We start from the raw sequence: 10319 nt of genomic DNA on the forward strand, positions 1-10319 counted from the left end.
TGTGTACACGTCCTTCCGATCGGTTCACAGCGGAAGCGTCTGTATCGCAATTGTATTCGATGTTCGGCTTCCGGCAGCCGGAGTTCGTGTGGGTTCCGTCGCCGCCTGTGGGAGCGAAATGCATTGCTGCCGAGAGTTTGACGGCGGACGTAGCGCAGATCAGCATAGGCGCGAGTTGTATCTCGGCCTCTATCGCTTCCGAGTTCCATCGTGCGCGTGATCGAATGGACGCGTCCGTTTTCTACCGCCGGTACGACTGGCCGGAGGAGCGGTGGGCGACGGATGCAGCACGAACCATGACACCGGTCGACGCCGCGCGAGGTGGGGTCGGTCCGTATCCCATTATCAGGTCTGCTGTGTGGGAATCGTTGCAAGTCAGCCTTTTCTGCGGTTCTTTGTCAGCTATCCGGACGTTGCTGCCACCATCGGATGGTGCGGGCAGCGTCACCTGGTACGGCCAGCAGGAAGCCCATCGGGTCGCCTACTACGACATCTGCCGCAGCATTGGAATGGCACGTTTCGGTACCGCGGAGAACGCCCTCCTCGATGTGTTCGGCGCTCTTGCCGGTGCCACCGGATGGTGGTGGGCCTACGACGATGTCTGCGTCCTCTCCGAGCGTCCCACGATTCTCGCGACCGAGCCGACCCCGGCAGGTGTCCACAACGAGCAACGGTTGCATCGTGACGACGGGCCGGCGCTTCGGTTCGTGGACGGTCACTCGGTGTGCGCACTGCACGGGACGATCGTGCCCGAGTGGGTGGTGCAGAACCCGACGGTGGAACGCATTGCGACGGAACGCAATGTCGAGATTCGGCGTTGTGCGATCGAGAAGATCGGTTGGGACACCTATATCGATGGTGCGGGATTGACCCTCCTCGATCGTGCGGACGACCAAGGTAATCCGGGATGTACCCTCGCGCTGGATGCGACCCCCGAGGTGTGAGGTGACAGTGGTCGAGTTCTGCTTGCTGTCAACGGTTCCCGTGAACGCGACGGCGCGGACTATGCGCGCCTCGTTCGACGAACATAACTACTACTACACACTAGGTGATTTCATGAACACAGATATGACTCTGTCCACTTTGACGGCCATGACCGGTCTCGATGTCTTCGACTACCTCGACCGCGAGGTGTCGGTGCCGGTGGTCGACGGCATGCAGGCGCAGGGCGATCTCATTGTTGTTCCGTATCCGATTCTGGCGCCGTCTGTTTCGTTCACCCCCCCGGACGAGAACCGAAGACGTGCCGCTGTCGGGAGTCGAACTACTGCGCAGCGCGGCGGGCGGTAATCCGCACAGTCTCGTCGGGGACGGCCGTGGGTGCCGATGGTCGACGCCGGTCGTCGACCGCCGTGGGTTGGCGTTGGGTGTTCTCGACGCAGACGTCGTCGCGTATCTCATTCATCGGGCCACCGGAATTGCGCCCGGTCGCTATGTGATCAGCCGACAGCGTGAGCGCGGAACGGGTGGGTACCGCGCCTCGTCGCAGCTGGTGGCCGACTGACCCGCAGTGGGTGGTGAACTCGTCTACGCAACCGCGTCACTTCCTCGGCCGGCGAGTTCTCGGTTCGGCTTGCACGGCAGTGCGGGCGTCGTCTCGCAATAATCGACGGCACAGCCGAGGCGTTCGGAGCTACGCGTCCGGAACAGTGAATTCGCGGACGTCAGCGTCGATAATCGTGGCGGTCTGCTCGGAGTCCGGACCGGATCCACGAAAGTCCTGCAACTGTTGCTGTGTCGCCCAGCTTTCGTACACGTTGATTCGAGATGGTTCGACGAGGTCCGCGCCGAGCGCGAAGTCGAGACAGCCGGCGGCATCGCGAGCCATCCGAACTACCTCCGCGCAGCCGTCGAGGTAGTTCTGTCGGTCGGTCGGGTTCACGGTGAGGTATCCGGCAACGATGATCATGTGGGTATGGACATCGTCCGGGCGCGAAAATCATCGAAGCGTCACAGGCTTCAGACCTTCGGAATGCCCTTCGTGCCTACCGTCTCGATGATCGATTGAGCCAGCACCGACACCTTGACGTTGCGGTTCTGGGACTGCGAGGACAGGATCGCGAAGGCTTCGTCCGCGGAGATGGCGCGCAGTGCCATCAGCACGCCCTTGGCCTGCTCGATGACGGCCCGGGTGCGCATGGCTTCCTGCAGGCCGTCCAATTCTTCCACCGCCGAGGACGCGCGACGCGAATGCACCACTGCCGCCTCGATGGCAGTGACGTACGTCTTGATCAGGACTTCGTCGATGTCGTGGAAGCCGTGGTCGTCGTAGCTGTAGAGGTTCAAGGCGCCGAGGTGCACGCCGTCGACCGACAGCGGCGCCGACAGATAACTCCTGACGCCGACTTCCGCGACGGCGGCCGCGAACCTGGGCCAGCGCGCGATCGTGTCGACCACCCGCACCCGAACGATCGATTTGGTTCGTGCTGCCTCGAGGCAGGGGCCTTCGTCGGTTTCGTACTGGTCGATGTCGACGTCGACGACTCGTGAATCCGTTGCCGCAGCCGTTTCGGGGTCTCGTGTTCCGTCTCGGAGAACGGAGACGCCCGCCATGTCGGCGGTTGCCACGGCGGTGACCACCTGTTCGCATACGCCCTGCAGCGTCATGTCGAGGTCGCGATGGGTCAGCAGTAGGGTCCGGAACTGTTCGAGTGCGAGGAGAGAGCCGCCGATGTGCTCGGGCGAATGGACATCGATTGTTCGACCAGGGTCTGCATATACAGAATTGGGGTGCGGACTGGTCATCCGGGGCTTCTCGTTCATCTCACGCTCGTTCCGGCTGCGGTGGATCACCTCGGCGAGGTGCCCGCGGCAGCGGTAGGGAACGGCGAGGGCTCCACCGAGTCTGCCCGAACTCTATCGGAAGAACGTCCGATATGGGCGCTCTCGAGCGCCTGGGGTTGTTCTCGATCGGGGCATCTCCACACTGAACGTCCAGCCGGCAACCTGACCACCGACTGATGTCGCAGCCCGTTGGCACAATGAAGGTCGGCGGGAAATCACCTTGACGAAACGGAGACTTCGATGACGTTGTTCGGCATCGATGTCAGCAACCACCAGGGCAATTTCGACTTCGCCGCCGCGAGGCGTGAGGGTTTTTCGTTCGCCACGCACAAGATCACGGAGGGAACGGGCTACCGCGATCCGTACTGGCCGCGGGCCCGCGCAGAGATGGAGCGACACTTCCCCGGGCGATGGGGCGGCTACGTGTTCTGCCGCACCGGCACGGACCCTGCGGCGGAAGCCCGTTTTCTGCGCGAGCATGCGGGAGGCGCCGACTTCCCGCTGCAGGTCGACTACGAGGACACCATGGGAGGCGGTTCGGTCGACGACCTTCTGCGCAGGATCGACTCGTATCGAGCCGTCGGGTTCCAGCGATTTCTCCCCGTCTATATTCCTCGCTGGTTCTGGGAGAGCCGCATGGCGCGGGCTCCGCTCGACCGGCTGCCGACTGGCATCTGGAACAGCGATTACGTCGGCGGTCGGGATTACGCTTCGCGGCTGTATCCAGGTGACGACTGGGCCCCCTCCCGCGGCGGCGGGGCGCGCGGTGGGTGGGCCGACATGGGCGGCAAACCCGTCGAGATTCTGCAGTTCTCCGAGAGCGCGACGGTTGCCGGCCAGTCGATCGACGCAAATGCGTTCCGCGGCAACGACAATCAACTTGCTGTCCTGTTCGGGTCAGCGACACCGAAAGGAGAGTTCGACATGTCGGACGAAGCCGCAGCGATTGCCGGGCAACTCTTCGGACCGAACGGTCGAGGGTTCGAACTGCTCGGCCGCGCCGTCGAAACCGACCCGGACCGCAACAGGTTCCTCACCGAAGCGGTTGCGGTCATCCTCGCTCAGCTTGGCGGTGGCCCGAATTTCGAGGGATGGCCACAACTGGGCGACGGGCCGGACAGCGCCGTCCCGACTCGAACCCTCGTCGACGCCGTCGCGCACATCAAGGAGCAGAACGACACGATCCTCGAATTGTTGCGTGAGATGGAGAAGTAGGTGCCTCAGATGGTTCGATGCGCGACGACGCTGTCTGCGGCGGCGCGGCGAGGAACGTTCTCGATCCGGGCTTTACGGTCCAGTATTTCCACGGCGGCATCGAACGAACACTGCTCCAACTCGCTGATCATTCCGAGAGCGTTGTCGATGATCGTGCGACCCTCGAGAGCGCCCCGCAGCGCATGAGCGTGTTCGGCCACGGCGCTGTAATTGCTGTAGACGTCGAGTGCTCGGTCCAGGTGGTCCAGCAGGACCACCAACACCGGTGAGTCGGCCGATATCGAGGTTACGGTCGCCGCATCGGTGTAGAGATTGAGCGACCCCACCGCGATGGACCGCCGGTGCAGCGGCGCAGCGAGCACGCGTCCGATTCCACATTGTTCGGATACTGCAGCGAGATCCGGCCACAGTTCGCGCATTTCCGCTATCCCGATATCGATCACGCGATCGGTGCGGGTCGCCTGCAGGCACGGTCCATTGTCGTGCTCGTACTGGCTGTTGTCGAAGCGCTGAACCCGGTGATCGGTCGGGGCAATTGTCATCGGGGCATCGTCGTCTAGTTCGACGGTGATTCCCGCCTGATCTGCGCCGGAGATGTGCTCGGTGGCAAGGTCCGCGACCCGGGTCATCAGCTCGATGAGGTGGTCGGCGTCGCGCGCCGATACCGATAGCCGGCGCTCGATGAGGTCGGCCAGATCGGGGTCGGTTGCTCGTAGTGAAGTGTCCATGTGCCGGTTGTTTTCGACCATAGCTGCGATGCCGCCCAAAATTATGTCTCTCGAAGGAGCCGGGCGGATCGTCGCGGTCTTGCTGAACCGACTGTTGCTGTACAAACGCCGTGCTGTCGCGGTCGAGTTGTCTTCCCTGATCGACAACCGTGCGCCCCAGGGTTGACACTACGCCGCATCGGTCCCGATCGCGGTCCTTCATGGGGAGAGACTGTGCGATTCGGAACAACAATGGATATCCTGGTCGGGTCGGTGCCGTAGCCGAGCGACCCGACGGACCGAATAAAAGGAACTTTCGTCCATGAACCCCGCAGCGTCCGCCGACGACGATCGACGGCCCGACGCAGGGACGAAGTCCGGTTCCGGACCAGGTCAGGAGGCAGACCCACTGTCGCCGCGCCTGCTGCTCGATCGCGCTTGCCGAGCCATAATCTCCGGCGCCGACGTCTGCGGGGTTGCAGTGACCCTGATGTCGTCCAACGGTGCACGAGAACTGGTCTACGCGAGTGACGCCGTCGCGCAGCATCTGGACGACATCCAGTTCACCACCGGCATCGGCCCATGCCTGGACGCATTCACCTCGGCGACGCCCGTTCTGTGCCCGGATCTCCGCGCGGACGATTACGCCGAGCGTTGGCTCGGGTTCACCGACGACGCCCTCGCACTGGGGGCGGCGAGCGTGTTCGCGTTCCCGCTGACGGGCGGGCCGTCAGTCTTCGGCGCAATCGAGATATATCGAACGTGGCCCGGTGATCTGGGGTCCGACGAATACCTTGCAGCGTCACGAGGTGCGGAGACCACCGCACACCTGCTGCTGTCGTTGTTTTCCGGCACTTCGGTGGGCGAGGTCGCGGGCTCCGAGGCGGCTGGGCTGCCGGACACGGACCCTGACCGTGTGTGGGACTCCGAGTACGCCCGACCGCAGGTCAACCATGCAGCGGGGATGGTGTCCGTGCAGATGGACGTCGGTATCGACGACGCGATGGCGACGATGCGGTCGCGCGCATACGCGGACCATCGTTCGATCACCGACATCGCCGACGACGTTGTCGCTCGTCGGCTGAACTTTCGTCATGGGGACAGCCCCGCGGGCCGACGCGAAAGTGGAACTTCGTAGATGACATCACGACACGAGCGGAACATCGTTCGCGGATCGGTGGGAATGCCCTCATGAACAACTCGAATGGTCTTGCGCCCGTCACCACCCATCTGGCGTCGGTGAGCCGAATGCTCACCGACGCCGATCGGCCGGGTATCGACGAGATCTGCGCCGCCGCCGCCGAGCAGGCGATGGCCATGGTCGACGGCACGTGTGCGGGTGTCGTCCTCGCCTCGGGCGGCGGACTGGTGGAGATCGCGTCATCGGCACACGGAACGGGACGGCCGATGCCCGATGCGGTGTTGGTGGGCTTGGGGACGGCCTCCATCGAGCACAACGCGGTGATCGTCGTCGACGACACCGGTGCGTCGTCGAAGCGTTGGGCGGAGACGGCCGCCATTGCCGCCGACGACGGTATTGCCGGCGTGCGGGCGTTCCCGGTCCGTCGCGGTTCCGTCTCCGCCGGATCGTTGGTCGTGGGCACCGGCGATCCGTGGGTCGGTGAACGGATGCCTGGATCGAGCACGGACCGTGATCCCCTCGGGGTTCAAGTGCTTGCCGATCTTGTCGGAATCGCGCTGCGACTCTCCGGCGACTTCGATCGCCCGGGAGTCTTGTCCGAGGCGTTGAAATCTCGAACGGCCGCTACCGTGACCTTCGAACGTGCGGTGGGAATCCTCGCCGAGAGGCACCAGCTCAACATTTCGGGTGCGACCGATGTTCTGCGGGGCCTGGCCCGACGGTCTCGTCGACCCGTGGCGGAGGTCGCGGCCGAGATCGTGTCGTCGATTCAGGGTCCTACGTCGTGAGTTGACGGCGCGTGAGTTGACGGCGCGTGAGTTGACGGCGCCCGTGCATCAATCGGCGTCGTCCGGGGCGGATTCCTGCGGCCGCATCCGGAACGGCACGACGACCCAGAGCAGCACGAAGGCCACCAGTGCCAGCATGCCGCCGGTCACCGCCGCGTACCCGCTGAGCACCACTTCGCAGATGAGTGCTACCGCACCGGCCAACGCCAGGCCGAGGAAAGTCAGGCCCGCCTCGGCGGACCTGTGTGATGCGGTGACCAATTGGGCCAGCGCTTTCCGCCGGAAAAGCATCCGGTGCATGGCGACCGGTGCCACCAGCAAGACCGTTGCCGCCACTGCGGAAGTCAGAGTTGCCATGTACACGGCGCGACCGTAGTCGGGCAGATCATGGAACCTCTCCTGAAACGGGAGGATGAGGAGAAAGCCGGTCAGCAGCTGCACACCCGTCTGTACCACTCGCAATTCTTGGAGCAGACTGATCCAATTGCGATCGAGGGTTTGGATAGGGCTTTCCCCTCGTTGTTCACGGTTGTAATCACAGTGCGCCCCGCGACCCGTGGTGATCTCACGATGCGCGTCGAAGGTCCGAAACATGTTTTCCTCCAGGGATTCCGAGGGAACGAGCGCAGTTCTCGGCTCGGACGGGCGGGCGAGGCTCCGACGACGTCTGTCCACTCGAAGCGAGACGAGCTGCGTCACACCACCGTCGAATTACATGTGCCCACTCGAAGAATCGTTCAAACAACCCGTTCGAGGCTCATTTTTCTACGAATGAACTATTGTGGTGGCACGGCGTACGGGAGCATCACCGTCGCGCTTCGAGCATCTCGTCTCCAGCTCCGGGACGGCACATCACCGCGCCTGCGAGGCCGTGCGGTGTGGGTCCGGTCGGGCCGTGCGTACCGCACAGGAGACCGTCATGCGCATTGCGCTCGTATCCGAACACGAGAGCCCGCTCACCGGACCCGTCGATAACGGTGGTCACCGAATCGCCGAACTGGCGACGGCTTTGGCAGGCCTGGGTGCGTCCGTAGACGTGTACACGCGCCGCGACAACGACTCGGTCGACGACGAGGTTGTGACGACGGCCGGTTATCGCGTTCTCACATTGACCGCCGGTCCTGCCCGGCGCCTTCCTGCAAGCGAGTTTCTGCTGTTCACCAGTGCCTTCGGGTCAGGGCTGCGAGATCGCTGGGCGCTGGAGCGGCCGGATATTGTGCACGCCCACTGCTGGATGTCGGGATTGGCCGGGGGACTCGCCGCGCACGAGGTGGGGGTTCCGACGGTGATGTCGTTCCATGGTTCGCTGTCAGGCGACACCGGAAACGTCAGCGGCACCGGAAACGGCAGCGGCTCGGAGGGTGGCCCGTCGGCGAGGGTGATCTTGGAGCGGAAGATCCTGCGATCTGCCGGTCGCATCGTCGCATCGTGCTCCGACGAAGCGGATCGGTTGACGCACAGGGCGATTGCGCGGGCGAAGATCGCGATCGTCCCCAGCGGTGTCGATACGGTTCACTTCAACCCGGACGGTCCCGCGGTGGAACGGGTCGAACCCGGGCAACGATTGATCACCGGGGGTGATCTGTCTTCTGGCTCGGGTGTCGATGCGATCGTCGACATCGTTCGGCGTGTTCCGAAAGCCGAACTGTTCGTCATCGGCGGCGGACCGGATATTCAACGCCTGCACCGGCTTGCCGTCGATCTGGGAGTCGCCGATCGCGTCGTTTTCGGTGGCGCGGTACCGGGCGACCATCTCCCGGCGGTACTGCGCTCGGGAGCTATCTTCATCTGCACCTCGCCCAGCGAGTCCGCTGCCGTGGCGGCTCTCGAAGCCATGGCGTGTGGCGTGCCCGTCGTCGCGCGCGCACTGGGTTCGGTGACAGACGTCGTCGTCGACGGTGTCACCGGCAGGCTGGTGGACCCACGCAACCGAAAGGCACTGGCCAAAGCCGTCGAAAATTTGGTCCACGATCAGCCGCGCAGGTTCGCGCTCGGGGTTGCCGGTGCAGACCGGGCTCAGTCGCGTTACTCCTGGGACCGTATCGCCGAGAACACCTTTCGCGTCTACGACGACGCGCTGAGCACGTCGAAGGCCAGGCGGGCGCTCGTCGAGTAGCCGGCGGCAGGGTTTGTCGTCGCGCGGCATCGGGCAACCGAGCCGCATGGCATCCGACGACACAGACCAGACTCGCACTTCTCAACTCCAATTTCAGAATCCGGTATCGCGCTACCCGGTGATCGAGCCGCCGGAGCAGCACCAGGAAGAGCCCGGCCTCGGCACCGAAATGACTCCGAAGGCCGACATCGGTGAATTCTCGTACGTCGGCACCGGTCGCCTGGTCGGCCGCAGAGCGCTCATCAGCGGCGGTGACTCGGGCATCGGCGCAGCCACCGCCGTCGCCTTCGCTCGTGAAGGGGCCGATGTTGCGATCACATACCTGCCTGCCGAAGAACAGGATGCGCAGGACGTGCTCCGCATCCTTCGGGAGACCGGCCGCACGGCGGTGGGTCTGCCGGGTGATCTGACCGACGCTGCATTCTGCAAGAAAGTGGTCGACGACGCCGCCGACCAACTGGGTGGTCTCGACATTCTCGTCAACAATGCCGGCAAACAGATCGCCGTCACGAACCTCGAAGACTTGACCGACGAGCAGATCGAGCAGACATACGAGACCAACATTCTTGCGATGTTCCGTACCTCTCGCGCCGCGCTGGCTCATCTTCCTGCCGGATCGACGATCATCAACACGACGTCGGTCGAGGCGTACATGCCTGCTGCGACGTTGTTGGACTACGCATCGACGAAGGCAGCGATCAACAATTTCACCAAGGGTCTGGCGAATCAATTGGCGAGTAAGGGAATTCGCGTCAATTCCGTTGCCCCCGGGCCTATCTGGACGCCGCTACAGCCAAGCGACGGTCAGCCTACCGAGGCGCTTCCCGAGTTCGGTCAGAGCACACCGCTCGGTCGCTCCGGCCAACCGACCGAATTGGCACCGGCTTATGTGTTCCTGGCCTCACCCGAGTCGAGCTTCGTCCTCGGCGCCACAATTCATGTCAATGGTGGAATGCCGACGCCGTAGCGTTCGGGGAACGCCGAACGATACCGACCGATATGTCTTGACCGGCGGGCCGAAAATATCCGCCCTGTCCGTCCCGATCCGCCGGACATTGTCGTTTTTCACAACGGCAAATAGAGGTCCGGTGGGTCCGGTATCCATATCGAGTGGTTAAGGTAAGGGAAAAGTCCCCTTATCCGAAAGGTTTCGCACTGTGGCGAAGCAAGTCATCTACGAACTCGTCGACGACGTCGACGGCACTCCGATCAAAGAGGACGAAGGCGAATCCATCGAATTCTCACTCGATGGCGTCGACTACGTGATCGACTTGAAGAACAAGAATGCGAACGACTTTCGCAAAAAGCTCGAGTACTACGTCGAGTACGCGACGCGCGTCGGAGGACGCAAGCGGAAAGCGTCGGCAACGAGCGCGGCACCCACCGCGGCACCGCGCGCCGCTGCCCCTGCGACCAAGCGTGACCCCGCGCAGACCCGAGCAATTCGCCAGTGGGCCGCGGACAGTGGTTACGAGATCAACGACCGCGGCCGGATTCCCGCGGACATCGTCGAGGCCTACGAGGCAGCCAACTGACGCTGGCGACGTTTCGACAAGACACCGGGCCGG

The 10319-nt window shown here is 63.6% G+C and carries 12 protein-coding genes and 1 pseudogene; 9 read left to right on the forward strand and 4 right to left on the reverse strand.

Annotated features, from left to right (window positions below; all coding sequences use genetic code 11):
• The first annotated feature begins 224 nt into the window (after nucleotides 1-224).
• Together WBQ44_RS23380 and WBQ44_RS23385 are read left to right on the forward strand one after the other, a co-directional pair.
• A complete protein-coding gene (locus WBQ44_RS23380; protein WP_495569040.1) occupies nucleotides 225-944 on the forward strand; it encodes a DUF6745 domain-containing protein in 720 nt (239 codons plus the stop codon).
• Between the two features lie 112 nt (nucleotides 945-1056).
• Nucleotides 1057-1504: pseudogene (locus WBQ44_RS23385) on the forward strand (DUF8820 family protein).
• Nucleotides 1505-1633: 129 nt separating this feature from the next.
• Here the strand turns inward: WBQ44_RS23385 and WBQ44_RS23390 are convergent.
• Nucleotides 1634-1909: a putative quinol monooxygenase gene (locus WBQ44_RS23390; protein WP_495569041.1), complete on the reverse strand. Its 276-nt coding sequence runs from the start codon at nucleotides 1907-1909 to the stop codon at nucleotides 1634-1636.
• Nucleotides 1910-1959: 50 nt separating this feature from the next.
• A complete protein-coding gene (locus WBQ44_RS23395) occupies nucleotides 1960-2763 on the reverse strand; it encodes an ANTAR domain-containing response regulator (RefSeq protein ID WP_495569042.1) in 804 nt (267 codons plus the stop codon).
• A 261-nt stretch (nucleotides 2764-3024) separates the two neighbouring features.
• Here WBQ44_RS23395 and WBQ44_RS23400 point away from each other — a divergent pair, with 261 nt between their 5' ends.
• Nucleotides 3025-3999, forward strand: a complete 975-nt coding sequence (locus tag WBQ44_RS23400) for a glycoside hydrolase family 25 protein (protein WP_495569043.1) — start codon at nucleotides 3025-3027, stop codon at nucleotides 3997-3999.
• 5 nt (nucleotides 4000-4004) lie between these two features.
• Here WBQ44_RS23400 and WBQ44_RS23405 read toward each other — a convergent pair whose 3' ends face one another.
• A complete protein-coding gene (locus WBQ44_RS23405) occupies nucleotides 4005-4727 on the reverse strand; it encodes an ANTAR domain-containing protein (protein ID WP_495569044.1) in 723 nt (240 codons plus the stop codon).
• 28 nt (nucleotides 4728-4755) lie between these two features.
• Here WBQ44_RS23405 and WBQ44_RS23410 point away from each other — a divergent pair, with 28 nt between their 5' ends.
• From WBQ44_RS23410 to WBQ44_RS23420, 3 genes are all read left to right on the forward strand, one after another.
• Nucleotides 4756-4893, forward strand: coding sequence for a hypothetical protein (locus WBQ44_RS23410; protein WP_495569045.1), 138 nt, complete (start codon nucleotides 4756-4758; stop codon nucleotides 4891-4893).
• A 135-nt stretch (nucleotides 4894-5028) separates the two neighbouring features.
• A complete protein-coding gene (locus tag WBQ44_RS23415; RefSeq protein ID WP_495569046.1) occupies nucleotides 5029-5844 on the forward strand; it encodes a GAF and ANTAR domain-containing protein in 816 nt (271 codons plus the stop codon).
• Between the two features lie 53 nt (nucleotides 5845-5897).
• Nucleotides 5898-6635 carry an ANTAR domain-containing protein gene (locus WBQ44_RS23420; protein WP_495569047.1) on the forward strand — a complete coding sequence of 246 codons (738 nt, stop codon included), beginning with the start codon at nucleotides 5898-5900 and terminating at the stop codon, nucleotides 6633-6635.
• Nucleotides 6636-6683: 48 nt separating this feature from the next.
• Here the strand turns inward: WBQ44_RS23420 and WBQ44_RS23425 are convergent, their stop codons facing one another.
• On the reverse strand, nucleotides 6684-7229 hold the full coding sequence (locus tag WBQ44_RS23425) for a DUF6328 family protein (protein ID WP_495569048.1): 546 nt from the start codon (nucleotides 7227-7229) through the stop codon (nucleotides 6684-6686).
• 301 nt (nucleotides 7230-7530) lie between these two features.
• On the opposite strand from WBQ44_RS23425, the gene WBQ44_RS23430 reads away from it, so the two are divergent.
• The 3 genes from WBQ44_RS23430 (at nucleotide 7531) to WBQ44_RS23440 (ending at nucleotide 10286) form a co-directional block, all read left to right on the forward strand.
• On the forward strand, nucleotides 7531-8751 hold the full coding sequence (locus WBQ44_RS23430) for a glycosyltransferase (protein WP_495569049.1): 1221 nt from the start codon (nucleotides 7531-7533) through the stop codon (nucleotides 8749-8751).
• Between the two features lie 46 nt (nucleotides 8752-8797).
• A complete protein-coding gene (locus tag WBQ44_RS23435) occupies nucleotides 8798-9718 on the forward strand; it encodes an SDR family oxidoreductase (RefSeq protein ID WP_495569050.1) in 921 nt (306 codons plus the stop codon).
• A 190-nt stretch (nucleotides 9719-9908) separates the two neighbouring features.
• Nucleotides 9909-10286: a histone-like nucleoid-structuring protein Lsr2 gene (locus tag WBQ44_RS23440; protein ID WP_495569051.1), complete on the forward strand. Its 378-nt coding sequence runs from the start codon at nucleotides 9909-9911 to the stop codon at nucleotides 10284-10286.
• The last annotated feature ends 33 nt before the right edge of the window (nucleotides 10287-10319 follow it).

This window comes from Rhodococcus sp. (in: high G+C Gram-positive bacteria), assembly GCF_049591685.1.
Taxonomy (GTDB): Bacteria; Actinomycetota; Actinomycetes; order Mycobacteriales; family Mycobacteriaceae; genus Rhodococcoides.

Bases quoted from the DNA above. Each gene is read 5' to 3' on its own strand.
- WBQ44_RS23425 (WP_495569048.1), bottom strand. From the start codon at position 7,229: ATGTTTCGGACCTTCGACGCGCATCGTGAGATCACCACGGGTCGCGGG.
- WBQ44_RS23405 (WP_495569044.1), bottom strand. From the start codon at position 4,727: ATGGACACTTCACTACGAGCAACCGACCCCGATCTGGCCGACCTCATC.
- WBQ44_RS23410 (WP_495569045.1), top strand. From the start codon at position 4,756: ATGCCGCCCAAAATTATGTCTCTCGAAGGAGCCGGGCGGATCGTCGCG.
- WBQ44_RS23400 (WP_495569043.1), top strand. From the start codon at position 3,025: ATGACGTTGTTCGGCATCGATGTCAGCAACCACCAGGGCAATTTCGAC.
- WBQ44_RS23415 (WP_495569046.1), top strand. From the start codon at position 5,029: ATGAACCCCGCAGCGTCCGCCGACGACGATCGACGGCCCGACGCAGGG.
- WBQ44_RS23380 (WP_495569040.1), top strand. From the start codon at position 225: ATGGACGCGTCCGTTTTCTACCGCCGGTACGACTGGCCGGAGGAGCGG.
- WBQ44_RS23435 (WP_495569050.1), top strand. From the start codon at position 8,798: ATGGCATCCGACGACACAGACCAGACTCGCACTTCTCAACTCCAATTT.
- WBQ44_RS23395 (WP_495569042.1), bottom strand. From the start codon at position 2,763: ATGAACGAGAAGCCCCGGATGACCAGTCCGCACCCCAATTCTGTATAT.
- WBQ44_RS23420 (WP_495569047.1), top strand. From the start codon at position 5,898: ATGAACAACTCGAATGGTCTTGCGCCCGTCACCACCCATCTGGCGTCG.
- WBQ44_RS23390 (WP_495569041.1), bottom strand. From the start codon at position 1,909: ATGATCATCGTTGCCGGATACCTCACCGTGAACCCGACCGACCGACAG.